At 68.8% G+C, this 24,500-nt stretch carries 23 protein-coding genes; 12 read left to right on the top strand and 11 right to left on the bottom strand.

The genetic code is table 11. The annotated features are described in order from the left end of the window. Positions 1-23: 23 nt before the first annotated feature. The 5 genes from AC1VNX_RS22095 to AC1VNX_RS22075 all read left to right on the top strand — a co-directional run bounded on the left by AC1VNX_RS22095 (position 24) and on the right by AC1VNX_RS22075 (position 5,263). Positions 24-833 (top strand): alpha/beta hydrolase, encoded by an 810-nt coding sequence (locus tag AC1VNX_RS22095; protein WP_483159448.1) that lies wholly within the window; start codon positions 24-26, stop codon positions 831-833. Between the two features lie 92 nt (positions 834-925). Further along, positions 926-1,510 (top strand): TetR/AcrR family transcriptional regulator, encoded by a 585-nt coding sequence (locus tag AC1VNX_RS22090; RefSeq protein WP_483159446.1) that lies wholly within the window; start codon positions 926-928, stop codon positions 1,508-1,510. A gap of 34 nt (positions 1,511-1,544) precedes the next feature. Further along, entirely contained in the window at positions 1,545-3,815 is a 2,271-nt protein-coding gene (locus AC1VNX_RS22085) for a xanthine dehydrogenase family protein molybdopterin-binding subunit (protein WP_483159444.1), read from the top strand. A 37-nt stretch (positions 3,816-3,852) separates the two neighbouring features. After that, on the top strand, positions 3,853-4,314 hold the full coding sequence (locus AC1VNX_RS22080) for a (2Fe-2S)-binding protein (protein WP_483159442.1): 462 nt from the start codon (positions 3,853-3,855) through the stop codon (positions 4,312-4,314). Between the two features lie 253 nt (positions 4,315-4,567). Beyond that, positions 4,568-5,263, top strand: coding sequence for a GntR family transcriptional regulator (locus tag AC1VNX_RS22075; RefSeq protein ID WP_483159439.1), 696 nt, complete (start codon positions 4,568-4,570; stop codon positions 5,261-5,263). A 19-nt stretch (positions 5,264-5,282) separates the two neighbouring features. On the opposite strand, the gene AC1VNX_RS22070 is transcribed toward AC1VNX_RS22075, so the two are convergent. Then, the gene (locus AC1VNX_RS22070) at positions 5,283-6,161 is read right to left on the bottom strand and encodes a MurR/RpiR family transcriptional regulator (RefSeq protein ID WP_483159437.1); all 879 of its coding nucleotides are present in this window, start codon (positions 6,159-6,161) and stop codon (positions 5,283-5,285) included. A 121-nt stretch (positions 6,162-6,282) separates the two neighbouring features. On the opposite strand from AC1VNX_RS22070, the gene AC1VNX_RS22065 reads away from it, so the two are divergent. The 3 genes from AC1VNX_RS22065 (at position 6,283) to AC1VNX_RS22055 (ending at position 9,270) form a co-directional block, all read left to right on the top strand. Further along, on the top strand, positions 6,283-7,620 hold the full coding sequence (locus tag AC1VNX_RS22065) for an aspartate aminotransferase family protein (protein ID WP_483159435.1): 1,338 nt from the start codon (positions 6,283-6,285) through the stop codon (positions 7,618-7,620). A 63-nt stretch (positions 7,621-7,683) separates the two neighbouring features. Next, entirely contained in the window at positions 7,684-8,586 is a 903-nt protein-coding gene (locus AC1VNX_RS22060; RefSeq protein ID WP_483159433.1) for a transporter substrate-binding domain-containing protein, read from the top strand. A gap of 27 nt (positions 8,587-8,613) precedes the next feature. After that, the gene (locus tag AC1VNX_RS22055; protein ID WP_483159431.1) at positions 8,614-9,270 is read left to right on the top strand and encodes an aspartate/glutamate racemase family protein; all 657 of its coding nucleotides are present in this window, start codon (positions 8,614-8,616) and stop codon (positions 9,268-9,270) included. Here AC1VNX_RS22055 and AC1VNX_RS22050 read toward each other — a convergent pair. Next, on the bottom strand, positions 9,262-10,143 hold the full coding sequence (locus AC1VNX_RS22050) for a hypothetical protein (RefSeq protein WP_483159429.1): 882 nt from the start codon (positions 10,141-10,143) through the stop codon (positions 9,262-9,264). The two genes, AC1VNX_RS22055 and AC1VNX_RS22050, sit on opposite strands and share 9 nt — an antisense overlap. Positions 10,144-10,292: 149 nt before the next feature. Here AC1VNX_RS22050 and AC1VNX_RS22045 point away from each other — a divergent pair, with 149 nt between their 5' ends. Beyond that, positions 10,293-11,120 carry an undecaprenyl-diphosphate phosphatase gene (locus AC1VNX_RS22045; protein WP_483159427.1) on the top strand — a complete coding sequence of 276 codons (828 nt, stop codon included), beginning with the start codon at positions 10,293-10,295 and terminating at the stop codon, positions 11,118-11,120. Positions 11,121-11,135: 15 nt separating this feature from the next. Here the strand turns inward: AC1VNX_RS22045 and AC1VNX_RS22040 are convergent, their stop codons facing one another. After that, positions 11,136-11,951: an IclR family transcriptional regulator gene (locus AC1VNX_RS22040; RefSeq protein ID WP_483159425.1), complete on the bottom strand. Its 816-nt coding sequence runs from the start codon at positions 11,949-11,951 to the stop codon at positions 11,136-11,138. Positions 11,952-12,065: 114 nt separating this feature from the next. Between AC1VNX_RS22040 and AC1VNX_RS22035 the strand changes: the two genes are divergently transcribed. Together AC1VNX_RS22035 and AC1VNX_RS22030 are read left to right on the top strand one after the other, a co-directional pair. Further along, positions 12,066-13,040, top strand: a complete 975-nt coding sequence (locus tag AC1VNX_RS22035) for a Bug family tripartite tricarboxylate transporter substrate binding protein (RefSeq protein ID WP_483159422.1) — start codon at positions 12,066-12,068, stop codon at positions 13,038-13,040. Between the two features lie 11 nt (positions 13,041-13,051). Further along, the gene (locus AC1VNX_RS22030) at positions 13,052-15,400 is read left to right on the top strand and encodes a cytochrome P450 (protein WP_483159420.1); all 2,349 of its coding nucleotides are present in this window, start codon (positions 13,052-13,054) and stop codon (positions 15,398-15,400) included. Here AC1VNX_RS22030 and AC1VNX_RS22025 read toward each other — a convergent pair whose 3' ends face one another. The 6 genes from AC1VNX_RS22025 to AC1VNX_RS22000 all read right to left on the bottom strand — a co-directional run bounded on the left by AC1VNX_RS22025 (position 15,401) and on the right by AC1VNX_RS22000 (position 21,223). Continuing rightward, positions 15,401-17,308: a sensor histidine kinase gene (locus AC1VNX_RS22025; RefSeq protein ID WP_483159417.1), complete on the bottom strand. Its 1,908-nt coding sequence runs from the start codon at positions 17,306-17,308 to the stop codon at positions 15,401-15,403. Further along, positions 17,218-17,922 (bottom strand): response regulator, encoded by a 705-nt coding sequence (locus AC1VNX_RS22020; protein ID WP_483159415.1) that lies wholly within the window; start codon positions 17,920-17,922, stop codon positions 17,218-17,220. Before AC1VNX_RS22020 ends, AC1VNX_RS22025 begins: the two co-directional genes overlap by 91 nt. A gap of 62 nt (positions 17,923-17,984) precedes the next feature. After that, positions 17,985-18,581: a GNAT family N-acetyltransferase gene (locus AC1VNX_RS22015; RefSeq protein WP_483159413.1), complete on the bottom strand. Its 597-nt coding sequence runs from the start codon at positions 18,579-18,581 to the stop codon at positions 17,985-17,987. 62 nt (positions 18,582-18,643) lie between these two features. Next, entirely contained in the window at positions 18,644-19,447 is an 804-nt protein-coding gene (locus AC1VNX_RS22010; RefSeq protein WP_483159411.1) for an SDR family NAD(P)-dependent oxidoreductase, read from the bottom strand. 94 nt (positions 19,448-19,541) lie between these two features. Continuing rightward, the gene (locus AC1VNX_RS22005) at positions 19,542-19,922 is read right to left on the bottom strand and encodes a YciI family protein (RefSeq protein WP_483159408.1); all 381 of its coding nucleotides are present in this window, start codon (positions 19,920-19,922) and stop codon (positions 19,542-19,544) included. Positions 19,923-19,969: 47 nt separating this feature from the next. Continuing rightward, positions 19,970-21,223: an RNA polymerase sigma factor gene (locus AC1VNX_RS22000; RefSeq protein ID WP_483159406.1), complete on the bottom strand. Its 1,254-nt coding sequence runs from the start codon at positions 21,221-21,223 to the stop codon at positions 19,970-19,972. A gap of 124 nt (positions 21,224-21,347) precedes the next feature. Here AC1VNX_RS22000 and AC1VNX_RS21995 point away from each other — a divergent pair, with 124 nt between their 5' ends. Next, positions 21,348-22,820 carry an amidase gene (locus AC1VNX_RS21995; RefSeq protein WP_483159404.1) on the top strand — a complete coding sequence of 491 codons (1,473 nt, stop codon included), beginning with the start codon at positions 21,348-21,350 and terminating at the stop codon, positions 22,818-22,820. Between the two features lie 15 nt (positions 22,821-22,835). On the opposite strand, the gene AC1VNX_RS21990 is transcribed toward AC1VNX_RS21995, so the two are convergent. Together AC1VNX_RS21990 and AC1VNX_RS21985 are read right to left on the bottom strand one after the other, a co-directional pair. Beyond that, entirely contained in the window at positions 22,836-23,636 is an 801-nt protein-coding gene (locus AC1VNX_RS21990; protein ID WP_483159402.1) for an alpha/beta hydrolase, read from the bottom strand. Positions 23,637-23,643: 7 nt separating this feature from the next. Further along, on the bottom strand, positions 23,644-24,483 hold the full coding sequence (locus tag AC1VNX_RS21985) for a proteasome-type protease (protein ID WP_483159400.1): 840 nt from the start codon (positions 24,481-24,483) through the stop codon (positions 23,644-23,646). Positions 24,484-24,500 lie beyond the last annotated feature (17 nt).

Here is a 24,500-nt window from a genome sequence, read left to right as displayed (position 1 = left end):
TTCCTTCTTCAAGGAGATCGTCGATGCGCAACATGGCCAGGTACTGGATCGCGGGCTTTCTCTTTCTTCTCCTTCTGATCGCATCGTCGGCCGTGCCAGTGCAGGCGCAGGCCACGCAGAAGGTGGTCGACATTCCCACCCGGACCGGCGTGACGCAGCGCATGCTCGTGCTCTCGCCGCCCGCGCCGAAGGCCGCCGTGATCCTGCTCGCGGGCGGGCACGGCGGGCTGCAGATCTTTCCCAACGGCTCGTTCAACTGGGGCGCCGGGAATTTCCTGGTCCGTACGCGGCAGCAGTTCGCGGACCAGGGGCTCATGGTCGCCGTCGTCGATGCACCGTCGGACAGGCAGAGCCCGCCCTACCTGAGCGGCTTTCGCCAGAAGCCGGAGCATGCGGCCGACATCAGGGCGGTGATCGCGTGGATGCGGGAGCAGTCCAAGGTGCCGGTGTGGCTGGTGGGCACCAGCCGAGGCACGCAGTCGGCTGCCTATGTCGCGACCGAGCTTTCAGGCGCCGATGGGCCGGACGGCATCGTGCTGACATCGACCATCCTGACCGACCCCAAAGGGCGTCCCGTGCCCGCGATGCCGCTGGAGAAGATCCGTGTGCCGGTGCTGGTCGTGCATCACGAGCAGGACGGTTGCTCGCTCTGCGCGTTCTCCAGCATGCCGGCGCTCATGGACAAGCTGGGGAACTCGCCGCGCAAGGAGCTGCTGAGCTTCGAGGGCGGGGAGAGCAAGGGCGACCCGTGCGAGGCCATGGCGTATCACGGCTTCAACGGGCTCGAGCAGGAAGTCGTTGCGAAGATCGCCGCCTGGGTCCTCGCCAGATAGAGCAGGGCCAGTCCTGGCACGGGTTGCCAGTCGCCGGAATGCGTTTCTATAATTGAGCACGTACTCAATCAATAAAGACCGCAGCCTACACCATGGCCAGACCCAGAAGCGAAGACAAGCGCAACGCGATCCTCGATGCAGCCATTGCCGAGTTCGCAAGCCGGGGCGCGTGGAGCACGCCCACCTCGGCCATCTCGCGCGCAGCCGGCGTGGCCGAGGGCACGCTCTTCACCTACTTCGCGAACAAGGAAGTGCTGGTCAACGAACTCTATCGGCAGCTGAAGACCGAACTCGCCGACGTCATGCTCGCCGACTGGCCCGAGGAAGCCGACCCCAAGACCAAGTACCGCCACATCTGGGACCGCTACGTGTACTGGGGCGTCGACAACCCGGAGAAATTCAAGGTGATGTCGCAGCTCAAGGTGTCCGACCAGGTGAGCGATGAAAGCAAGGCGGCCGGCATGGCGCCGTTCCTGCGGCTTGAGGTGCTCGCGACGGAGTGCATCCGCAACAGGCTGATACGCGACCAGCCGCTGCCCTTCCTCGGCGCGATGCTGGGCGCGATGGCCGAGACCACGATGGTCTTCGTCGCGCAGGCGAAGACCAGGAAAGGGCGCGCCGGCTACTGCGAAGCCGGCTTCGAAACCTTCTGGCGCGGCATCGTCGCCGCCGCCTGAGTTCCCGCAGATCCCCACGAGAGAGAACCACACCATGCCCAAGCTCAAGCGCCGCCATTTCGTCCTCGGCACCGTGGGGGCCGTCGGCGCCCTCGTCGTCGGCTGGTCGGCCACGCCGGCCGCGCCGCGGCTCATGCCGTCCGAGCCCTTGCCTGCTGCACCGGGGCAGGTCGCGCTCAACGGCTGGGTCAAGGTGGGCAGCGACAACACGGTCACGCTGATGATGTCGCAGTCGGAAATGGGGCAGGGCACGCACACCGGGCTGTCGATGCTGCTGGCCGAGGAGATGGGCGCTTCGCTCGACCAGATCAGGCTGGAGACGGCCGGCTCCGACGCCATCTACAACAACCAGGCGGCGATCCTCGACGCGCTGCCTTTCCGGCCCGGCGACGAGGGCGCGGTGAAGCGCTCGACGCAGCACGTGGTCGGCAAGCTGCTGCGCTCGATTCCGGGGCTCTCGGGCACGGGCGGCTCTTCGAGCATCACCGACCAGTGGATGCCGCTGCGCGAGGCTGGAGCATCGGCGCGCACCATGCTGCTGGGCGCCGCCGCCGCGCTGTGGCAGGTGCCCGTGGCCGAGTGCCGCGCCGAAGCCGGGCGGGTGCTTCACCAGGCCAGCGGCAAGAGCGCCACTTTCGGCGAACTGGCCCCGAAGGCCGCGCAGCAGCCGCTGCCGGCGCAGGTGGCGCTGAAGAAGCCGGCCGACTTCAAGCTCATCGGCCAGCCCGTGCGGCGCGTGGACGGCGCGGCCAAGCTCGACGGCTCCGCCACCTTCGGCCTGGACGTGCTCCCGCCCGGCCTGCTGTACGCGAGCATCGCGATGTGTCCGACCACCGGCGGCCGCGTCGCGAGCTTCGACGCCACGGCCGCGCAGAAGCTGCCGGGCGTGCGCAAGGTGATGGCGCTGGAGCCGGTCGGTGCCACGCTCATCGGCACCGGCAGCACGCCGGGCGGCGTGGCCGTGATCGCCGACACGCCGTACCACGCGATGCGCGCCGTGAAGGCGCTCGCCATCGAATGGGACCATGGCCCGGCCGCCAGCCTTTCGAGCGCCGAGATGATCGAGCGCCTTTCGCAGACGCTGCGCACCAAGCCCGGCAACGCGCAACTCAACGACGGCGACGTGGCCGCCGCGTTCCGGTCATCGGCCAAGACCATCGAGGCCGAATACCGCGTGCCCTTCCTGGCCCACGCGACCATGGAGCCGATGAACTGCACCGTGCAGTTCAGGGACGGCAAGGCCACCGTCTGGGCGCCCACGCAGGCGCCGGGCTTCACACGCAATGCCGCGGCCAAGGCGCTGGGCATCGACGCGGCCAAGGTCGAGCTGCACGTGACCTACCTCGGCGGCGGCTTCGGCCGGCGCTACAGCACCGACTTCGTCACCCAGGCTGCAACGCTGGCGCGCGAGACCGGCGGCGCTCCGGTGCAGCTTTTCTGGTCGCGCGAGGAGGACATGGCGCACGACTTCTACCGGCCCGCCTACGTGGCGCGCTGCAGGGCGGGCTTCGACGCGGCGGGCGCGCTGGTCGCCTGGCAGACCACGACGGCCGGCTCGAGCATGGGCGCGCCCTCGTTCATGGACACCACCACCGACGGCGCCTGGAACACGGCCTATGCCTTTCCCAACGCGCGCGTCGCCCACGAACCGGTGGAATCGGCCATGCCCACGGGCGTGTGGCGCTCGGTTGCGCATTCGCAGAACGCCTTCTTCGTGGAGAGCTTCATCGACGAATGCGCCGCCGCCGCGGGCAAGGACGCGGTGGCGTTTCGCGCCGCGCTGCTCGCGAAGGACGAGCGCCACCTGCGCGTGCTCAGGCGCGTGGCCGAGCTGTCGAACTGGGGGCAGCCACTGGCGCCGGGGCCCGATGGCGCGAAAAGGGCGCGCGGGCTGGCGATCCACCGTTCGTTCGGCAGCATCGTCGCGCAGGTGGCCGAGGTGTCGGTCTCGGCGGACAGGCAGGTGCGGGTGCACCGGGTGGTCTGCGTCATCGACTGCGGCGTGGCCGTCAACCCGAACCTGATCCGCCAGCAGATGGAAGGTGCCATCGTCTACGGCCTCTCGGCCGCGCTGCATGGCGAGATCACGGTCGAGAAGGGGCAGGTGCAGCAGAGCAACTTCCACGACTACATGCCGCTGCGCATGAACGAGTGCCCCGTCATCGAGGTCGAGATCGCCGCCAGCGGCGAGGAGCCCGGCGGCGTGGGCGAGCCCGGCACGCCGCCGATAGCGCCGGCAGTGGCGAACGCCGTGTTCGCGCTCACGGGGCAGCGGCTGCGCAGCCTGCCGCTCAAGCTCGCCTGACCGGCCGGAAACCAGACAGACAAGAAAGGAACATGCGATGACCACCACGCTCACCGTCAACGGCAAGGCCGTCACCGTCAACGCCGAACCCGACACGCCGCTGCTGTGGGTGCTGCGCGGCGAGATGCAGCTCGTCGGCACCAAGTTCGGATGCGGCAAGGCGCTTTGCGGCGCCTGCACCGTGCACCTCGATGGCGAGGCGGTGCGCTCCTGCGTCACCCCGCTGGATGCGGTGGGCAGCCGCGAAGTCACCACCATCGAGGGGCTGAAGGGCAAGGAGGCCGACGCCCTTCGGCGGGCCTGGGCCGAGGTCGACGTGGTGCAGTGCGGCTACTGCCAGAGCGGCCAGCTGATGTCGGCCTGCGCCCTCCTCAAAAAGTCGCCAGAACCCAGCGATGACGACGTTTCCAGCGCAATGAGCGGAAACATTTGTCGCTGCGGGACCTATCCGCGCATCCGCGCCGCGATCCATCTGGCGGCCCGGACAGCCGCATCCTGAGAGGAATCGGCCCAAATTTCGGGGGGGCTGGAGCCCGGCGGGGCGGGGTAACGCTTGTGGCTGCAGGCCTGTTTACAAGAATTAAGAAATTCTGCGTAATCATCGAAAAAGTCCCGAAATAAAATTTTTACGGAAACAGGGGATATGAAGCTTTTGTACGCCGCCGTACCATCCGCGCGGCCTGCTTCCGGCCGCCCCCAGTTCCCGACTTTCGATGACCCCCCCAGATCCTTCACGGACGCGAGCGTTGTCCGTGGCCGAAACCCTGCGTGACCGCATCTTCGATGGCGAAATCGCACCCGGCTCCCATTTGATGGAAATAACGCTGGCCAACGAGCTCGGCGTGTCGCGCACGCCCGTTCGCGGCGCCATGGCACGTCTGGCGGACGAGGGGCTTCTGGTCTACCTGCCCAACAAGGGCTTCCAGGTGCGCCGCTTCAATGCCAAGGACGTGCATGACGCCTTCAGCGTGCGCGCCACGCTGGAAGGCATGTGCTGCCGGCTGATCGGCGAGGTCGGGCTCGACGGTGCGGCCCTGTCGCAACTGACCGCCATGCTCGACGAGCAGCACGAGTTGCTGCATCACACCGGCGAATGGTCCGAAGGCCGCGCCGCCCGCTGGCAGGACCTGGACCTGGCCTTCCACCAGAAACTGCTGGCGCTGGCGGACAACCGCTGGCTCACCGAGGCGGTGCAGCGCGCCAGCCAGCTGCCGATCATCTTCGACAGCAAGCTGCGCCCCCACAACCGCGACGCCTCGATGCTGCTGCACAAGCACGAGCAGGCCCTGCAGGCGTTCGCGGACCATTGCCGCATCGTCGAGGCGCTGGGCCGGCAGGAAGCCGCCGCCGCCGAGGCCGCCATGCGCGACCACATCAATTCCAACCGCGATCTGCTGGTGCTCTACCTGAGCCAGAAGAACCCGACCCGCACCCGGGCGCTGGTCTGAGGGGAGGCCGGCCGGAGGCTCAGGCCGGCCCCTGGCCGCCACGCGTGGCCGGCGCCGTGAGGTAGGCCCCAGACTCGAAAAGCTGCGCCTCGGCCTGGTCGATGCGCTTGATCACCGGCTTGCCCGCGCGGCTGGCCAGCAGCTCGACCAGCGCTTCCGTCACCGCCACCCCGGCCGCGACCGAGGGGAAGAAGGAGGGGCTGTTGATCGTGAAGAGCAGCGTCTCGTCCGCCAGCAGCGACAGCGGCGAGGCCACGCTGTCGGTGATGGCGACGATGCGGCAGCCCGCCGCCCTGGCCGCCTGCGTCACCTGCAGCGCTTCGCGCGAGTAGGGCGCGAAGCTCGCCACCACCAGCGCGTCGCCCTTGGCGAAGGCGCGCTGCTGCATCTCCAGCGAGCCGCCCTGGCCGTCGACCAGGTGCACGCTGGCGCGGAAGAGCCGGTACACGTACACGAACGAGAAGGCGATCGGAAAGCAGGCCCTGAAACCGGCTGCGTGCACGGCGGGCGCCTTCTCGATCAGCGCGCAGGCCTTCTGCAGCGCATACCCGCTCTGCTGGTGCGTGACTTCGAGATTGCGGCGCTGCACTTCGAACATTTCGCCGGTCAGCGTCTGGTCGCTGGCGCGGCCGACGAGCTGCTTGGCGCGGCCGCCGTAGGTTTCGGAGCCCAGGCCCATCTCGGCGGCGAAGGCTTCCTTGAGCTGCGGCCAGCCTTCGTAGCCCATGTGTTGCGCGAAACGCACGAGCGTGGCGGGCGTGTTCTGCGAGCGCGCGCCGACGTTGCGCATCGAGCCGGTGACCACCTCGTTCGGGTGGTCGAGTACGTAGCGCGCCACCTGTTGCAGCGCGGGGCTCAGTTCGTTGAAACGCTGGCGGATCTGCTCTTTGGCACCCATGACGGTGTGTCTCCTTGGCTGAGTTGGAACAAATGTACCGGAGCAGGGAAAACGCGGCAGTTGACGGAACAAATGTTCCAAACAATAATTTGGTGGAAACGTTAGTTCCAAACACCGAGCCATGACGCACGTCTTCCACCGCCACCTCCGCCAGACCCCGCCCGTTGCCGCGAGCTCCCACGGCATGTTCATCCGCGACGCCGAAGGCCGCGAATACCTCGACGCCTCCGGCGGCGCCGCCGTCTCGTCGCTCGGCCACGCGCACCCCGAGGTGATGGCCGCGATGCATGCGCAGATCGACAGGCTGGCCTACGCCCACACCAGCTTCTTCACTAGCGAGGTGGCCGAGCAGCTGGCCGATGAACTGATCGGCTCCGCGCCCGAGGGCATGAGCCATGTCTACCTGGTGAGCGGCGGTTCCGAGGCGGTGGAGTCGGCGCTGAAGATGGCCCGGCAGTACTTCGTGGAAATCGGCCAGCCGCAGCGCACCCACTTCATCGCGCGCCGCCAGAGCTACCACGGCAACACGCTGGGCGCGCTGGCCGTGGGCGGCAATGCATGGCGCCGCGAGCCCTTCGCGCCGATCCTGGTGCCGGCCACGCATGTCTCGCCCTGCTACCCGTACCGCGAGCAGCGCGCCGACGAGAGCGCCGAGCAGTACGGCCTGCGCCTCGCGGCCGAACTCGAAGCGGCCATCCTCGCGCAGGGCGCCGATCGCGTGATCGCCTTCGTGGCCGAGACCGTCGGCGGCGCCACCGCCGGCGTGCTCACGCCGGTGCCGGGCTATTTCAAGGCGGTGCGCGCGGTGTGCGACAAGTACGGCGTGCTGCTGATCCTCGACGAAGTGATGTGCGGCATGGGCCGCACCGGCTCGCTGCATGCCTGCGAGCAGGAGGGCGTGGTGCCCGACCTGATGACCGTCGCCAAGGGCCTGGGCGGCGGCTACCAGCCGGTGGGCGCGGTGCTGGCGCAGCGCCGCATCGTGGAGGCCATGTCCAAGGGCAGCGGTTTCTTCCAGCACGGCCACACCTACCTCGGCCACCCGATGGCCTGCGCCGCCGCGCTCGCGGTGCAGCAGGTGATCCGCCGCGACGGCCTGGTCGCCAAGGTGCATGATGACGGCATTGCCTTCGGCCGCATGCTGGCCGAGGCGCTGGGCGCGCATCCGCACGTGGGCGACATCCGCGGGCGCGGCTTCTTCTGGGGCATCGAGCTGGTGGCCGATCGCGCGAGCAAGGCGCCTTTCGATCCGGCGCTGAAGGTCAACGCCACCGTCAAGAAGGACGCCATGTCGCGCGGCCTGCTGTGCTACCCCTTCGGCGGCACGGTCGACGGCCGCCAGGGCGACCACGTGCTGCTGGCGCCGCCCTTCATCGCCACCCGGCAGGACCTGCAGGAGATCGCCGCGCGGCTCGCGGCCTCCATCGACGCGGTCACGCGCGCAGCAGCGGCGCGCTGAGCGCCACCACTTTCCCGTCCGTCCGTTTCCTTCCCCCCCAACCACCGTTCCGAGGAGCGTTCCATGCCCAGGCTTCGTCCGCTGTTTTCCTTCGCCGCCGTGCTTGCGGCCGCGCTCATGCCCTTCGCCGCCGCGCAGGCGCAGGAGAACGACACGCTCGCCAAGATCAAGGCCAGCGGCTCCATCACTTTCGGCTACCGGGAGTCGTCCTTCGGCTTCTCCTACCTCGACGGCAATCTCAAGCCCGTGGGCTACAGCATCGAGATCTGCAACCGCATCGTCGAGGCGGTGAAGAGCGAGCTGAAGATGCCGGCTGTCGAGATCAAGTACCAGGCCGTCACTTCGGCCAACCGCATTCCGCTGGTGCAGAACGGCACGGTCGACATCGAGTGCGGCTCCACCACCAACCTTGTCGAGCGCCAGAAGCTGGTGGCTTTCTCGCCGGACATCTTCCGCTACAACGTGCGCATGCTGGTGAAGGCCGATTCGGGCATCAGGAGCATCGCCGACCTGCAGGGCAAGACGGTGGCCACCACCAGCGGCACCACCTCGTTCCGCCTGCTGCGCGAGGCCGACCGGGGCCGCAGCCTGGAGGTGACCAACCTCGCGGGCAAGGACCACAGCGACTCCTTCCTGCTGGTGGAAAGCGGCCGCGCCCAGGCCTTCGTGCTCGACGACATCCTGCTGGCCGGCCAGATCGCGAACGCGCGCAGCCCCAGGGACTTCATCATCACCGGCGAGAGCCTGCGCACCGAGAACCAGTCGCTGATGTTCCGCAAGGACGATCCGGCCTTCAAGGCGCTGGTCGACCGCGTGGTCTCGGGCATGATGAAGTCGGGCGAGATGGAGAAGCTCTATGCCAGGTGGTTCATGTCGCCGATTCCGCCCAAGGGCATCAACATCAACTACCCGCTGAATGCCGAGACGAAGGACGCTTTCGCCAATCCTTCCTCCAAGGGCATCTGAGCGCTCCTTGCCGAATCCATGACCCCCATGCCACGCATCGCCCTGATACACGCGCTCTCGCATTCCGTCGCGCCCATCAACGAAGCATTCGCGCGCGACTGGCCCGAGGCCGTGCGCATGAACCTGCTCGACGACAGCCTCTCGGCCGACCTGGCGCGCGAGGGCAAGGGGCTCGACGCGGCCATGTACGAGCGCTTCCAGCGCCTCGCGCAGTACGCGGTCGACACCGGTGCGCAGGGCATCCTCTTCACCTGCTCGGCCTTCGGGTCATGCATCGAGGCGGTGGCGCGGCGGCATGCGGGCATTCCGGTGCTCAAGCCCAACGAGGCCATGATCGACGAGGCAATGCAAGGGGAGGGCAGGCTGGGCCTCATCGCCACCTTCGCGCCCACGCTGGCGTCGATGCCGCCGGAGTTCCCGCAGGGCATGGCGCTCGAAACCGCGCTGGCCGAAGGCGCGCTCGACGCGCTGAACGCGGGCGACGTGCAACGCCACGACGCGCTCATCGCCGCCCAGGCAGCCGCACTGCGCGAGCGCGGCTGCACGCGCATCGCGCTGGCGCAGTTCAGCATGGCGCGCTCGCGCGCGGCCTGCGAGGCGGCCAGCGGGCTGCCGGTGCTCACCACGGTCGACAGCGCGGTGCGCGCGCTGCGCCGCCGCACCGGTGCGGGCTCTTCAGCGTAGGCGCGAGAACTCGATCACCGAGAACAGCGCCGTCATCGCGATCTGCGCCGCGTCGCTGCGCCCGAGGTTGCGGGTGAGGCCGGTTTCGCGGTCGGTGGCTTCCAGGCCCTGCGACAGGCGCCGGTAGATGTCGGCCGAGGGCATGCTCGCCGAGGTGCCCAGCGCATCGCAGTAGGTGTCTGCGAGCACGGCCGCGAGTTGCTCGCTCTGCTCGTTCGACAGCTTCATCGGATCGCCGGTGAACACCGAGGCGATGCAGTGCATCAGGTAAGCCTGTGTTTCGAGCGAGAACGACTGTTGCCGCACGTAGCACTCGACGGCGGCCCAGAACAACGGCTCGGAAGTGCGGCGCCAGCTTTCGAGCACCTTTCGCGCCTTGGCCACCAGGTCGGCGTGCGTGTCGCCGGGCTCGGTGGGGCGCAGCGCCAGCCCCTGCAGGGTGAGCGCGGCTTCCGAGCCGGCCGCGCCGAGGATGAAGCTCCAGAACTTCCAGCGCGCGTACCACTTCTTGTCGTGCGCGGGGTCCAGCGGCTCGAGCAGCCAGAAATCGATGCTCTGCACCGCGTCGCCGCGCTGCTCGGCCACGTTGCCGTCGCCCAGGTCGAGGGCCGCCATGCCCGACTGCATGCGGTCGGCCGCGATGTGGCCCTGCGCGACGATGCCCGCGCTGGAGCCCGAGAGGTCGATGTCGCGCAGCCGCTGCATCAGCTGCTGCAGCTCGTGGGCCGACGCGCCGGTGGCCTCGGTGACCCGGCGCATCGAGGCGCGCTGTTCGCGCTCGAGATCCTGGGCGTTCTTGCGGCGGTCTTCGCCGTGGTCATCGAAAGTCGACGCGTGTTCTTCGAGTCTGTCGCCGGGCGTGAACGTTCGCATTACCAAGGGCTCCTTCGGCATCACACATGCCTTTGCACACCCTCGACTGTGTGTCAACGCGACCTGCCTGAACATCACCGGAACAGGGGAGTCTGAGCCCGGGCTGACCAGCCTCCTCGTGATAATGGCCGTACTTGAAAGGAGTCCGCGTGGATATTGTTTTGCTGGCCAAGGCCGCCGTCATGGGCATCGTCGAAGGTCTCACCGAGTTTTTGCCCATCTCTTCGACCGGCCACCTGATCCTTGCGGGCTCGCTGCTCGGCGGCTTCGGCGACAACCGGGGCAAGGTCTTCGAGATCGCCATCCAGACCGGCGCGATCTTCGCGGTGATCCTGGTCTACTGGCAGAAGATCAGGTCGACCGTCGTCGCGCTGCCGCGCCAACCCAAGGCGCAGCGCCTGGCGCTGAACATCTTCATCGGCTTCCTGCCCGCCGTGGTGCTGGGCCTGCTGTTCGGCAAGGTCATCAAGGCGCACCTGTTCATTCCGACCGTGGTGGCCAGCACCTTCATCATCGGCGGCTTCATCATCCTCTGGGCCGAGAAGCGTCCGCCCGGATCGATCCGCGTCGAGCATGTCGACGACATGACACCGTGGGACGCGCTCAAGGTCGGCCTGGTGCAGTGCTTCGCGATGATCCCGGGCACCAGCCGCAGCGGCTCGACCATCATCGGCGGCATGCTGCTGGGGCTGTCGCGCCAGGCGGCGACCGACTTCTCGTTCTTCCTCGCCATCCCGACGCTGATCGGCGCCGGTCTCTACAGCGTCTACAAGGAGCGCGCGGCGCTGTCGATGGCCGACGTGCCGCTCTTCGCGGTGGGGCTGGTGTTCTCGTTCATCAGCGCCTGGCTGTGCGTGCGCTGGTTGCTGAAGTACATCAGCAGCCACAGCTTCACGCCGTTCGCGTGGTATCGCATCGCCTTCGGCATCCTGGTGCTGGTCACTGCGTGGACCGGCACGGTGGTCTGGGCGGACTGATCCGGACTTGATTCCTCAGGCCGCGGCGCCCAGCAGGGCGCTCGCGGCCCCGGCTTCCTGCCGCACAGCCGCGGCGATGGGTCCGTCGATCGACGGGTCGAACCCGCCCGTGGCGCCCAGCGCGGTGATCACGGCGCAGACCCTTCCCGCATAGTCGTACACCGGTGCCGCCACGGCGCTGATGCCGCGCAGGTAGGTGTCCCTGACGCTCGCGCAGCGCGCCTGCCGCACCTCGTGGCGCAGCTGGCCGATCGGGTCTTTCGCGTCGAGCAGGGCGCGCATCTCTGGCGTGGCATCGGCCAGCTCCTGCTCGGCCAGCGCCAGCACGCGCGACTCGTCGAGCAGCCCCAGGAAGGCCCGGCCGGTGGCCGACCACAGCATCGACATCACCGAGCCGGCGCGCACATTCACCGTCACAGGCAGTCCCGGCTCCTCGAAGCGCACGATGGTCGGGCCCTTGTTTCCCATCACCGCCACGAAGCAGGTCACCTCCAGCGATTCGCGCAGGCGGATCAGGCAGGGCTCGGCCGCTCGGATCGGATCGGCCTGGCGCATGGCGGCCAGCCCGATCTGGATGGCTTCGGTGCCCAGGTAGTAGTGCTGCGAGGCGGCGTCCTGCAGCACCAGGCCCGCTTCCATCAGGCTCGCGAGATAGCGGTGCACCTTGGCGGGGCTCTCGGCGACGTGCGCCGACAGCGCGGTCAGGCTGCTGCGCCCGCCCAGGTGCGCCAGCCCCTTGAGCACGGACATGCCGGTCTCGGCGGACTGCACGCGCTGGCGGCGTTCGCGGGTGGGGGGCGAGGAGGGCTCGGATTCCGTGGACTGCGTCATGACGGCTGGATGTTAGGTGCTCGCGCGATGGGATCGGGTAAACCCGCGATCCGTGAATTACGCTATGCGTATGATAATTACGCAATACACAAAATTCCTCACGGAGACTCCCTCATGAAGAAGCACATCGCCCGCTGCCTCGCGGTCCTTTCGCTGGCCGCCGTCGCCGCCGGTGCCGGCGCACAGCAGACCTATCCCGCCAAGCCGATCCGCTGGATCGTTCCCTACGCGGCCGGCGGCGGTTCCGACTTCCTTGCGCGCACGGTGGCGCAGACGCTGTCCACCCAGGTCGCGCAGCCGGTGCTGGTGGACAACAAGCCGGGTGGCAACACCGCGCTGGCTGCTTCCGAAATCGCGCGCGCGGCGGCCGACGGCTACACCATCCTCTCGGCCGACAACGGCACGCTGGTGTTCAACCCCGCGCTCTACAAGTCGCTGAGCTACAGCCCCACGAAAGACCTGGCGCCCGTCACGCTGATGGGCAAGTTCCCGATGATCCTGGTCGTCGGCGCGAACTCGGGCTTCAGTTCGGCCAAGGACTTCATCGCCCAGGCCCGGGCCAAGCCGGGCGGCATCAACTACGCCTCGGCCGGCGCGGGCAGCCCGCACCACCTGGCCATGGAGCTGCTGAAGGTGGAAGCCAAGCTCTTCATGGTGCACGTGCCGTATCGCGGCGCGGCGCCCGCGCTGGCCGACGTGGTCGGCGGGCAGCTGCCGGCCATGATGGTCGACCTGGCCGCGGGCTCCGGCTTCATCAAGGGCGGCAAGGTGCGCGCGCTGGCGGTGGCCAACCCCACGCGCCTGCCGCAGCTGCCCGACGTGCCCACCTTCGCCGAGCTGGGCTACAAGAACGTCGAGGCCGCCGCGCTGGTCGGCGTGGTGGTGCCCTCGGCCACGCCGGCCGACGTGGTGAACACGCTCAACCGCCAGCTGGTCGCCGCCATCAACGAGCCCTCGGTGCGCACGCGCATGGTCGACTTCGGCGTGGAGCCGGTGGGCAACACGCCCGCGCAGTACGCCGAGCTGCTGAAGAACGAGACGGTGCGCTGGCACAAGCTCATCCGCGACCTGAAGATCACCCTCGACTGAAGCTGCCCGCCATGCCAGATACCGTCACGTCCTCGCACACCTCCGGCTGCCCCGTCGCGCATGGGGCGCTGTCCTCCGAGCGCACGCCCACCGGCTGCCCGGTGAGCCAGCGCGCCGCCGGCTTCGACCCCTTCGAGGACGGCTACCAGCAGGACCCGCCCGAGTACGTGCGCTGGGCGCGCGAGCAGGAGCCCATCTTCTACAGCCCCAAGCTGGGCTACTGGGTGCTCACGCGCTACGAGGACATCAAGGCGGTGTTCCGCGACAACATCACCTTCAGCCCCTCGATCGCGCTCGAGAAGATCACGCCCACCGGCGAGGAGGCCAACGCGGTGCTGGCTTCCTACGGCTTCGCGCTCAACCGCACGCTGGTGAACGAGGACGAGCCCGCCCACATGCCGCGCCGCCGCGCGCTGATGGACCCGTTCACGCCCGAGGCGCTGAAGCACCACGAGCCCATGGTGCGCGAGCTGGCGCGCGAGTACGTCGACCGCTTCATCGACGACGGCCGCGCCGACCTCGTCGACCAGATGCTGTGGGAAATCCCGCTCACGGTAGCGCTGCACTTCCTCGGCGTGCCCGAGGAAGACATGGACACGCTGCGCAAGTACTCCATCGCGCACACCGTCAACACCTGGGGCCGTCCGAAACCCGAGGAGCAGGTGGCCGTGGCGCACGCGGTCGGCAACTTCTGGCAGTACGCCGGCAAGGTGCTGGCCAAGATGCGGCAGGACCCGGACGCGCCCGGATGGATGCAGTACGGCATCCGCAAGCAGATGCTGCACCCCGAGGTGGTGACCGACTCGTACCTGCACTCGATGATGATGGCCGGCATCGTCGCCGCGCACGAGACCACCGCCAACGCCACCGCCAACGCGGTGAAGCTGCTGCTTCAACACCCGCAGGTGTGGCGCGAGTTGTGCGAGGACCCGGGGCTCATTCCCAACGCGGTGGAAGAGTGCCTGCGCCACAACGGCTCGGTGGCCGCGTGGCGCCGCATGGTCACCAAAGACACGCAGGTCGGCGGCGTCGACCTGTCGGCGGGCTCGCGCCTGCTGATCGTCACCTCTTCGGCCAACCACGACGAGGGGCATTTTTCAGATGCCGACCTGTTCGACATCCGCCGCGACAACGCCAGCGACCATCTCACCTTCGGCTACGGCTCGCACCAGTGCATGGGCAAGAACCTGGCGCGTATGGAGATGCAGATCTTCCTGGAGGAGTTCACGCGCCGTCTGCCGCACATGCGGCTTTCCGAACAGCGCTTCACCTACGTGCCGAACACCTCCTTCCGCGGCCCCGAGCACCTGTGGGTGGAATGGGACCCGGCCGCCAACCCCGAGCGCGCGAACCCTGGCCTGCGCGACGTGCGCGTGCCGGTGCGCATCGGCGAGCCTTCGGCGCACGCCATCGCGCGGCCCGTGGTGGTGCAGGCCGTGACTCCCGTGGCCGACGGCATCGTCAGGCTGCGCCTGGTGTCGCCCGACGGCAAGCCGCTGCCGCGCTGGACGGCCGGCTCGCACATCGACGTGGAATGCGGCACGCCCGAGCTGTCGCGCCAGTACTCGCTGTGCGGCGACCCGGACGACGCGGGCGCCTTCGAGATCGCCGTGCTGCACGAGCCCGATGGGCGCGGCGGCTCGGCCTGGGTGCATGGCAGCGTGAAGGCGGGCGACCGGCTGCGCATTCGCGGCCCGCGCAACCACTTCAGGCTCGACGAGTCGCTGAAGAAGGCGATCTTCATCGCCGGCGGCATCGGCATCACGCCGGTGAGCGCGATGGCGCGGCGCGCGAAGGCGCTGGGCATGGACTACGAGCTGCACTACAGCGGCCGCAGCCGCAGCAGCATGGCCTTCGTCGACGAGTTGGCCGCGCTGCATGGCGAGCGGCTGCGCCTGCACATTGCCGGTGAGGGCCGGCGCAACGACCTGCAGGCGCTGCTCGCGCAGCCGGTGCCCGGCGCCCAGGTGTATGCCTGCGGCCCGCTGCGCATGCTCGACGCGCTGGAAGACTGCTGCGCCGCCTGGCCCGAGGGAGCGCTGCGCGTGGAGCATTTCGAATCCACGCTGGCCACGCTCGATCCGTCGAAGGAACATGCCTTCGAGGTGGAGCTGAAGGATTCCGGCCTCGTCCTCACGGTGCCGCCCGACCAGACTCTGCTGACCGCGCTGCGCGCCGCGAACGTCGACGTGCAGAGCGATTGCGAGGAAGGCCTGTGCGGCTCCTGCGAGGTGCGCGTGCTCTCCGGCAAGGTCGATCACCGTGACGTGGTGCTCACGCGGGTGGAGCGCGACGCCAACACCAAGATGATGGCCTGCTGCTCGCGCGCCTGCGAAGGGCGGCTGGTGCTGGAGCTCTGATCAGACTGCCAGCGGCATTCGCAGCGCGACTTGCGTTTCGCCCGGGCGCGACTGCAACAGCAGCTCCGCGCCCAGCCGGCGCGCCCGCGTGCGCAGGTTGCGCAGGCCCGCGCCGGCCGTCTGGCCCTCGACCTCGAAGCCGCGCCCGTCGTCGCGCACGCTGAGCCGCAGATCGGCGCCATCGCGCGCCACCGTCACGTCCACCCGGCGGCTCGCGCTGTGCTTGAGCACGTTGGTCAGCGCCTCCTGCAGGAAGCGCATCAGGTCCAGGCTCTGCGAGGGCGGCAGCTCCAGCGTGTCGATGCCCGACACCTGCCAGCGGCAGTCGATGCCGTTGGCGTCCAGCAACTGAGCGCTGCGGTGGCGCATCGGCGCCAGCAACTCGCCCAGGGCGCGGGCACCGTCGTCGCGGCCGGTGGCGTCGATGATCAGGCGCAGGTCGTCGCGCAGGCGCTTGAGCATCGCCAGCAGCTCGGGCGCGCCGAGGTTTCCGGGCTTGCGCTCCAGTGTCGCGATGCTGCCCACCAGCATGCCGCCCAGCCCGTCGTGAAGGTCGCTCACCAGGTTCACGCGCTCGCCGATGCGCGCATGGGCCAGCTCCAGCGCATGCTGCTGCGCCAGCGTGGCGGCCAGTTCAGCCTTGGCTGCGTTCACTTCCTCGATCAGCTCGGTGTTGAAGTTCTCGATGCGCTTGAGGCTGCTCACGAAGCGCGCGGCCAGCGTCAGCGCCATGCCGAGCAGCAGCCCGTAGGACGAGATGGCCGTGTAGTAGATGGTGGCGTCGATCAACTGGGTGAACGCCAGCAGGTCGTGCGTGGCCGCGGCCGCCGATACCGCCATGAAGGGCGTCAGCGAGCGCATGGGGCTGTCGCGATGGCGCGCGGCGTGAACGATCGAGGCGCAGTTCACGGCGATGCTCATGAGCGTCCCGATCGACATCCAGATGGCGCGATGCGCGATCAGATCGGAAACGGGCGCCAGCCACAGGTCGAGCACGCCGGCGACCGCGATCACCAAGGCCGCGCCCTCCAGCCAGGGCATGCGCCGCGCGCAGAAACGCAGCGCGAAGACGAGGTAGGACACGCTGAAGACCAGCAGCACCGAGATGTTCAGCGCCTGCCATGCGTGGTTGCTCGCAAAGGGCCAGGGGCTGGTGGCGATCTGGTTGTAGCCGAACAGCAGCCACAGCATGTTCATCAGGGCGAACCAGCCGTAGGCACTTTCCTTGCGCCGCAGCAGCCACAGCGCGGCGAAGAAGGCCGACACGGCGGCGCTCACCGCGAGGCCCAGCACCTGCAGGTCGCGACGCACCAGGCGTTCGCTGTCGAACTCGGCCTGCATCGCGGCCGGCGTGCCCAGGCTCACCGGCCCCAGCCCTGCCTGGTAGGCGAAGAGGCCCGACACGCGCACCAGCAGCGTGTTGGTGCTGCCGGGTTTCAGCAGCGGCGGCGCCAGCAGCCAGTAGCGCGGCGTGTTCCAGGCGCGGGTGAGCGGCTCGACCAGGCTCTGGTCGCGCGAGATCGTCGTGCCGTTGAGTGACACCTCGCCGGCCATGTTCAGGTAGTGCAGCAGCAGGCCCGCTTCGCGCAGCTGTTCGGGCTGCTCCCAAGTGAGGCGATACCAGACCACGCCGTCGAAGCCGGGCCAGCGCGCGGCCCAGCTGTCGGGCAGGGTGACGGGCATCCAGCCCTCGGCGGGCGGGGCTGTGTCGCTCCAGCCGGTGCCGCGCACGGCCTCCACGCGCAGCGCGGGAGCGGCGGACTCTTCAGCGGCGAAGGCCGGGCCGACTGCAAAGAGCAGAAAAAGCAGCGCGCCCGTCAGCGCAGCAAGCCATGCCTTCGCGCCTCGAAGACGGCCTCGGTGCGCGAACTCACGGCAAGCTTGCGGTAGATGTTCTTGGTGTGGCATTCCACGGTCAGTCTGGAGATCGAGAGCGATTCGGCCATGTCGCGGTTGCTCAGGCCTTGCGAGACGAGCTCCAGTATCTTGCGTTCCCGGCGCGTGAGCGCGGCCGGTGCTTCCCCGGAGGCCTGCACCGCCGTTTCAGCCGGCGGCGGCTGGTGCGTCGCCAGCCAGGCGAGGATGTGGCGCGCGATGCTCGGGTCGATGGGCGCGCCGCCCTGTTCGATGCTGCGCAGCGCAATGCCCAGCTCGATGTCGTCGCGCTCCTTCAGCAGGTAGCCGATGGCGCCCGCGCGCAGGGCCGCGAAGATGATTTCCTCCGTGCGCCAGGCCGAGATCACCACCGCCGGAACGCCCGGATGGTGCGCCTGCAGCCAGCCGATGAGTTCCACGCCGCTGCCGTCGGGCAGGCCGATGTCCACCAGCACCACGCCGTAGCCCTGTTCGTCCAGCAGCTTCCGGGCGCCGGCGACGCTGTCGGTCACCGATATGCGGTTCTCGTCGCAGCCGAGGGTGGAGAGCACATAGCGCAGGCGCTCCTGCATGGCCGGGTCGTCCTCGACGATCAGCGTGGGGCTCAGCGAAACGGGTTCGGCGTCTTCGGTCGGGAGGGGGGACATGCGGCGGATTCTTCGGCCAGGCTGGCGCGGCGTATTTACCTATTTTCCGGGGTTGTTGCCAACTATTGCCGCGAAGGCCGGCACATGATCAGGTAGGTCGAGCTCGTGACCGGCTCCAGGTGTTCCGCCTCGCCACGGAAGCCCAGCCGCTCGTAGAAGGCCACGCTGCGCGGCGTGAAGGTTTCCAGGAAGCAGGGCACGCCGGCCGCGTCGGCCTCGGCCAGCGTGGGCGCCAGCAGTTGCGCGCCCAGCCCGCGCCCCTGCGCATCGGGCGAGATGCCGAGGATCGACAGGTACCAGGCATGCGCGGGCACCACGGCCGGCGAGCGGGCGGCCATGAAATCGACGATGCGGCGGTAGTTGTCATGGCCTCGCGGGCCCAGCGCGCCGGCGAGGTAGTCGCTCTTCGCCGCCGACTCGGTGGCGTCAACGGCCTCCGTGCGCGGCAGCAGCCAGGCGGCCGCGCCGAGCCGTGCGTCTTCAGCGGCAAGAAAGCGACCGGTGCGCGCGGCCTCGCCCAGCGAGTAGGCGAAGTAGTCGGCGAGCACGGCCTTGCGCGCCGGCATGTCGTGCTCGAAATCGACGGAGATCGCCAGATAGAACGGATCGACGATCAGTGCGTCGGCCAGCGCGGGCGCTGACGGGAATTCGGGCTGCATGCGGAATCGGCGAGGTTCGGGAATGACCCGGGCGATTCTAGGGAGCCGGCCCAGGCCTCGCCTTAGTCCAGCGTGACACCCCCACTCAGGTTCAGCACCGCGCCCGTCATCGCGCCCGCGCCTTCGGAGGCCGCGAACAGCGCGGCCGCCGCCATCTGGTCGAGCGAGGGCAGGCGCTCCACCAGCAGGCCGGGCGGCTTGGCCGCGAGCATCTGCTCGACCGTGAGCCCCATGCTCTGCGCGGCCGGGCGGAACACCTCGCGGGCGTGCGAGCCAGCCGTCACCGCCTCGGGAATGGCGTGCGAGCGGATGCACAAGGTGCGGATGTTGAAGGCCGCCAGCTCGCCCGCCATGTGGCGCGAGAGCGCCTCCACGCCCGCGCAGGCCACCGCGTGGCCCAGGTAGCCCGGCCCCGGCAGGCGCGAGGCCGGCGTGGACACCGAAAGAACCACGCCCCCGCCGCGCTTCGCCATGTGCGGTGCCACGGCCTTGGCCGTGAGAAAGCAGCCGCGGGTGTAGACCTGCACGGGCAGGAAGAAGTCTTCCAGCGCCAGCGCCGACAGGGGCGTGCCCTGCACGTGCATCACGCCGATGGCGTTGAGCGCGATGTCGATGCCGCCTGCGCTTTCGGCCACCTCGGCGGCGTGGCGGATCATGGCCTGCTCGTCGAGCGCATCGACCACGTCGGCCTCGGCGCGCCCGCCCTCGGCCTCGATGGCCCGCACCGCCGCATCGAGCCTGGCCCGGTTTCGCCCCGTGATGAACACCCTGGCGCCTTCACGCGCGAAGGCGCGGGCCAGCGCGCCGCCGATGGCACCGCTGCCACCGTGAACCACCACGCACTTGTTGCTGAACGTCTGCGACATCGTTTCTCCTCGGATTGCCGCCCGCGACATGCGGGCGTTCCAACCAAGGACGCGGGCCGGCGGCCCGATCCGACATCGCCGACAGAATTTTTTCTCAGACCTGCGGAATGCGCGCCGCGATCACCCCCGGGTCGTACCAGGTGATCGGCCTGATCTCGAACACCCCGCCCTCGAAGGCCAGCCGGTGCGCGGCGTGGGTGGCATCCTCGACCGACTCGCACTCCACGATGTAGATGCCCATGAGTTGTTCCTTCGTCTCGGCGAAGGGGCCGTCGGTGACCAGAGGGTGCATGTCGCCCGCGCGGCGCACCGTGGTCGCCACGTTCGGCATCAGCCGCAGCACGGTGCCCAGCCGGCCCTGCGACTGCAGGTCTTCGCGCAGGTCGGTGTGGCGTTCGAGCATTTCCTCTTCGACGCCGGGCTCCCATGCGGCCACCGCGGATTCGCAGCCGTAGATGAGGATGGAATAGAGCATGGTCTTCCTTTTCTTTCCGTGGTTCGTGGCGGGTGGGATGGATGGAGTCAGCCGGGCGAGCCCAGGCGGTCGAGCATCGTGCGGATGTGCGCGGCCTCCGCAGCCGTGCGCGCCATGCCGAGGGCGCGTGCGAAGGCGGCGCGGGCTTCGCCGGCGCGCTCCAGCTGCATCAGCAGCGCGCCCTGCAGGCCGTGGAAGTGGAAGTAGCCGTCGAGCGCGCCGGCCAGCGGTTCGGTCAGCGCCAGCGCGACCTGCGGCCCGTGCAGCTTGTGCACCGCCACCGCGCGGTTCAGCGTGACCACCGGCGAGGGCTGCAGGGTTTCGAGCGCGGCGTAGAGGCGGTCGATCTCGGCCCAGTCCGTTTCTTCGGCCCGCGCGGCCTGCGCGTGGGTGGCGGCGATGGCGGCCTGCAGCTGGCAGGGGCCGGGCCTGCGCTGCCGCAGCGCGCCTTCGACCAGCGCCAGCCCCTGGGCGATGAGCGCGCGGTTCCAGCGGGAGCGGTCCTGGTCTTCGAGCAGGACGACCATGCCGCCCTCGTCGAGCCGGGCATCGGCGCGCGCATGTTGCAGCAGGAGCAGGGCGGCCAGGCCCATCAGCTCGGGCTCGCCGGGGAACAGTTCGAGCAGCAGCCGTGCGAGGCGTATCGCCTCCTCGCAGAGCGCGGCGCGCACGTGCTCCTCGCCGCCGCTGGCTGAATAGCCTTCGTTGAAGAGCAGGTAGACGGTGGTGCACACGGACGCCAGCCGCTCGTCGCGCTCGCGCCGGCCGGGCGTGTCGAAGGGAATGCCGGCCGAGGCCACGCGCTTCTTGGCGCGGGTGATGCGCTGCTCCATCGCGGCCTCGCCGACCAGGAAGGCGCGTGCGATCTCCCGCACCGACAGGCCCGAGACGATGCGCAGCGCCAGCGCGATCTGCTGCGTCAGTGGCAGATCGGGGTGGCAGCAGACGAAGAGCAGGCGCAGCACGTCGTCGCGGTAGTGCGCCTGGTCGAGCTGCTCGACCAGGGCGGCCTCGGTGTCGTCGAGGTCGGAAACGAGCGCGTCGTCCTCGGGCAGCGGCTCGTGCTGGCCGCGCCGGCGCACCTCGTCGAGCGCCGCGTTGCGCCCCACGAAGATCAGCCAGGCCAGCGGGTCGCGCGGCGGGCCGCTCGCGGGCCAGTGCCGCAGGGCGCGCAGGCTGGCTTCCTGGAAGGCTTCCTCGGCCATGTCGAGCTCGCGGAAGTAGCGCAGCAGCGCGGCCACCGCGCGCGGGCGCGAGGCGGCCAGCGTGGTGGCGATCCAGGCGGTGTCGTCGTCGGTCATCGGCGCGCTTGCTCGTTTGTCCTTCGTTCATGCTCACCCAAGGACGCATCAGTATGCGTCGCGCCGACACGCTCGGCAAAATCGGACGCACTTTCCTCAACGAACAAGAAACGGAGCAATGCGAATGACGCTGGCAATGAGCTGGAGCGAATGGGCCGATCACGACGGAATCGCACTGGCCGAACGGGTGCGCAAGGGCGACGTGAGTGCGGCGGAGCTGGCCGCGCAGGCGGCTGCTGGCATCGAGAGGCTCGATCCGCAGCTCGACGCGGTCGTCGAAGTCTTCGACGACGTGGTCGCCGATCCGCTGAAGGACGGCATGAATCCCGAGGGCGTGTTCGCGGGCCTGCCCTACCTGATGAAGGACCTGGGCCCCACGCTGAAGGGCCGGCTGCAGGAGTTCGGCTCGATGATGATGCAGGGCCACCGCCCGGCGGCCGACAGCTTTCTCACACAGCAGCTGCGCAAGGCGGGGCTGAACATCGTGGGCCGCAGCACCACGCCGGAGTTCGGCGTGTGCAGCTCGGCGGAGAACGCCTTCCACGTCACGCGCAATCCCTGGGACCTCGAATACACCACCTGCGGCTCGTCGGCCGGCACGGCGGCGATCGTGGCCGCGGGCGTACTGCCGCTGTCGCATGCCACCGACGGCGGCGGCTCGATCCGCATTCCGGCGGGCGTGAACGGCAACATCGGGCTGAAGGTGTCGCGCGGCGTGTTCTCGCTGGCGCCGGGGCTGTCCGATCTTTCGGGGCTGGTGTCGATCCAGGGCTGCCACAGCCGCACCGTGCGCGACACGGCCGCCTTGGTCGACCACTGCCGCGGCGGCGCGCCCGGCGAGTTCATGCCCTTCTGGTCGCCGGCCGAGCCGTACAGCGAACTCATCCGGCGCGACCCGGGCCGCCTGCGCATCGCGCTGTCGCACGAGTGGGGCGACTTCCGTGCAACGCCGCATTTCGTGGCCGAGCTGGAGCGCGTCGGCAAGTTTCTCGAAGGGCTGGGCCATCACGTCGAATGGGTGCTGCCCGAGGTCGACTTCAAGGCCGCCTTCGACGCCCAGACCACCTGCTACATCAGCAACTTCGCGCAGGTCATCGACGGCCACCTGCACCGGCTGGGGCTGGAGCGCCCGCCGGCCGAGTTGCTGGAGCCGATCAACATCAAGATCTGGGAAGCGGGACTGCACACCTCGTACACCGAGCGCGCGAAGATGCAGGCGGTGTTCAACACCACCTCGCGCGCCTTCGGCGACTTCTTCCAGCGCTGGGACATCATCCTCACGCCCGTCACCGCGCTGCCCACGCCCAAGGTGGGCACCAGCGAGTACCTCACGACCAGCGCGAACCCCTCGGTATACGACTGGTTCGCCAACCTCTGGCAGAACTTCGCGTACACGCCGCTGGCCAACCTGTGCGGCATGCCGGGCATCTCGCTGCCGATGGCCGAGCAGGAGAACGGCCTGCCGCTGGGCATCCAGGCGCAGGCGGCGCAGGCGAACGACGGGCTGCTGCTGCAGCTGGCCGCCCAGGTCGAGCGGGCGCTGGGCGGCAAGTGGAATGCGGGGCGCCGGCCGGGAGTGCACGTCACCCGGGGGTGACCGGCTGCTTTCCCGTCAGAGCAGGTTGCGCAGCGCGGCCTCGATGGCCGCTGCGGTGGCCAGCGGCTTTTCCATCGGGAAGAGGTGCGTGCCGTCCATCATGGCGATGCGGCCCCGGGTGACCTTCTGGGTCATCGCCATGCCCACGCGCTTCATCTCGGCCGACTGGCGCCCGCCGATGAAAGCGGCCTTGCACTTGAGCGGGTGCGCGCGCAGCAGCGCGCCGAGGTTGTGGGGCAGGGTGTTGTAGATGGCGGTCTCGACGTCGCGGTCGAAGCTCAGGGCGCGGGCGTCCTGCGCGTCGAAGGTGCCGTGGTCGATGTAGTCGTGCAGCACCTGCTCGTCCCACTTCGCGAAGGCCTTCTTGGCGCGGAAGTGCTCGAACACCGCCTCGCGGTGCTCCCAGCTGTTCTTGCGCTTGCGGCTGATGGCGCCGGGCGACACGCTCTTCATGAGCGGCGTGCGCTTGACCACGTTGAGCGTGTTCGCGCGCCAGCCGCCGAGGATGGGCGAGTCGATCAGCACCACGCCGCGCGCCAGCTCTGGGTGCTGCGCGGCGCACATCAGGCTCAGGAATCCGCCGAGCGAATGGCCGATCAGGAACACCGGGGCGCCCGCGCGGTCGGCGCGCGCCTTGGCGAAGTCGGCCAGCTGCTGCACCAGGTGCGGCCAGTTGTCGGTAACGGGGTACTTCGGGTCGTGCCCGAATTTCTCGATGGCATCGACCTCGAAGCCGCGGTTGCGCAGGCTGTCGAGGACGACGCGGTAGGTGCTCGCGGGAAAGCTGTTGCCGTGCGAGAAGACGACGGGTGGCACGGCTTCCCTAGATGAGCTTTTCGTCGGGGGTCGAGATCTTGCGCAGCGGGCTGTGGCGCGCTGCCGGCATCTTCAGCGGATGTTCGGTATGGCCGTCGTCCCACACCGGGTCCTCGATGCTGTCGAACACCTCGCGCAGCTTCTGGCCCCAGCTGTTGTGCACCATGCGGTAGTAGGGGTTGTCGGCGTCGATGCAGATCACGCGGTCGGTTTCGAGCTTGTTGGCCTCGTACACCACCAGGTCGAGCGGCAGGCCGACCGAGAGGTTCGACTTCATGGTCGAGTCCATCGACACCAGCGCGCACTTGGCGGCCTCGTCCAGCGGGGTCTCGGGCGTGAGCACGCGGTCGAGCACGGGCTTGCCGTATTTCGACTCACCGACCTGGAAGTAGGGCGTCTCGGTGGTGGCTTCGATGAAGTTGCCGGCCGCGTAGACCAGGAAGAGGCGCATGCCTTCGCCCTTGACCTGCCCGCCGAAGATGAAGGACACGTTGAAGTCCAGCCCCGCGTGCTTCAGCGCCTCGGCGTCGCGGTCGTACACATGGCGCACCGCCGAGCCCAGCACGCGGGCGGCGTCGAACATGCTCTTCGCGTTCCAGATGGTGATGGGCTCGCCCTGGGTGCCGTCCTCGCGGGTTTCGCGCAGCTCCTCGATCTGGAGGATTTCGCGCACCGACTGCGAGATGCTCAGGTTGCCCGACGACAGCAGCACCATGACGCGGTCGCCCGGCTGCTCGTAGACGATCATCTTGCGGAAAGTGCTGATGTGGTCCACGCCCGCGTTGGTACGCGAGTCGGAGAGAAACACCAGGCCGGCGTTGAGTTTGATGCCTACGCAGTAAGTCATGGGTTCAGGTTCATCTG

It is taken from the genome of Variovorax sp. TLI9-5A, assembly GCF_056867935.1.
The sequence above is the reverse complement of the archived record's forward strand: the minus strand, read 5'-3'. Positions and strand labels throughout refer to the sequence as shown.

Bases quoted from the DNA above. Each gene is read 5' to 3' on its own strand.
- AC1VNX_RS22095 (WP_483159448.1), top strand. From the start codon at position 24: ATGCGCAACATGGCCAGGTACTGGATCGCGGGCTTTCTCTTTCTTCTC.
- AC1VNX_RS22090 (WP_483159446.1), top strand. From the start codon at position 926: ATGGCCAGACCCAGAAGCGAAGACAAGCGCAACGCGATCCTCGATGCA.
- AC1VNX_RS22085 (WP_483159444.1), top strand. From the start codon at position 1,545: ATGCCCAAGCTCAAGCGCCGCCATTTCGTCCTCGGCACCGTGGGGGCC.
- AC1VNX_RS22080 (WP_483159442.1), top strand. From the start codon at position 3,853: ATGACCACCACGCTCACCGTCAACGGCAAGGCCGTCACCGTCAACGCC.
- AC1VNX_RS22070 (WP_483159437.1), bottom strand. From the start codon at position 6,161: ATGGGTGCCAAAGAGCAGATCCGCCAGCGTTTCAACGAACTGAGCCCC.
- AC1VNX_RS22065 (WP_483159435.1), top strand. From the start codon at position 6,283: ATGACGCACGTCTTCCACCGCCACCTCCGCCAGACCCCGCCCGTTGCC.
- AC1VNX_RS22060 (WP_483159433.1), top strand. From the start codon at position 7,684: ATGCCCAGGCTTCGTCCGCTGTTTTCCTTCGCCGCCGTGCTTGCGGCC.
- AC1VNX_RS22055 (WP_483159431.1), top strand. From the start codon at position 8,614: ATGCCACGCATCGCCCTGATACACGCGCTCTCGCATTCCGTCGCGCCC.
- AC1VNX_RS22050 (WP_483159429.1), bottom strand. From the start codon at position 10,143: ATGCGAACGTTCACGCCCGGCGACAGACTCGAAGAACACGCGTCGACT.
- AC1VNX_RS22040 (WP_483159425.1), bottom strand. From the start codon at position 11,951: ATGACGCAGTCCACGGAATCCGAGCCCTCCTCGCCCCCCACCCGCGAA.
- AC1VNX_RS22035 (WP_483159422.1), top strand. From the start codon at position 12,066: ATGAAGAAGCACATCGCCCGCTGCCTCGCGGTCCTTTCGCTGGCCGCC.
- AC1VNX_RS22030 (WP_483159420.1), top strand. From the start codon at position 13,052: ATGCCAGATACCGTCACGTCCTCGCACACCTCCGGCTGCCCCGTCGCG.
- AC1VNX_RS22025 (WP_483159417.1), bottom strand. From the start codon at position 17,308: ATGCCACACCAAGAACATCTACCGCAAGCTTGCCGTGAGTTCGCGCAC.
- AC1VNX_RS22020 (WP_483159415.1), bottom strand. From the start codon at position 17,922: ATGTCCCCCCTCCCGACCGAAGACGCCGAACCCGTTTCGCTGAGCCCC.
- AC1VNX_RS22015 (WP_483159413.1), bottom strand. From the start codon at position 18,581: ATGCAGCCCGAATTCCCGTCAGCGCCCGCGCTGGCCGACGCACTGATC.
- AC1VNX_RS22010 (WP_483159411.1), bottom strand. From the start codon at position 19,447: ATGTCGCAGACGTTCAGCAACAAGTGCGTGGTGGTTCACGGTGGCAGC.
- AC1VNX_RS22005 (WP_483159408.1), bottom strand. From the start codon at position 19,922: ATGCTCTATTCCATCCTCATCTACGGCTGCGAATCCGCGGTGGCCGCA.
- AC1VNX_RS22000 (WP_483159406.1), bottom strand. From the start codon at position 21,223: ATGACCGACGACGACACCGCCTGGATCGCCACCACGCTGGCCGCCTCG.
- AC1VNX_RS21995 (WP_483159404.1), top strand. From the start codon at position 21,348: ATGACGCTGGCAATGAGCTGGAGCGAATGGGCCGATCACGACGGAATC.
- AC1VNX_RS21985 (WP_483159400.1), bottom strand. From the start codon at position 24,483: ATGACTTACTGCGTAGGCATCAAACTCAACGCCGGCCTGGTGTTTCTC.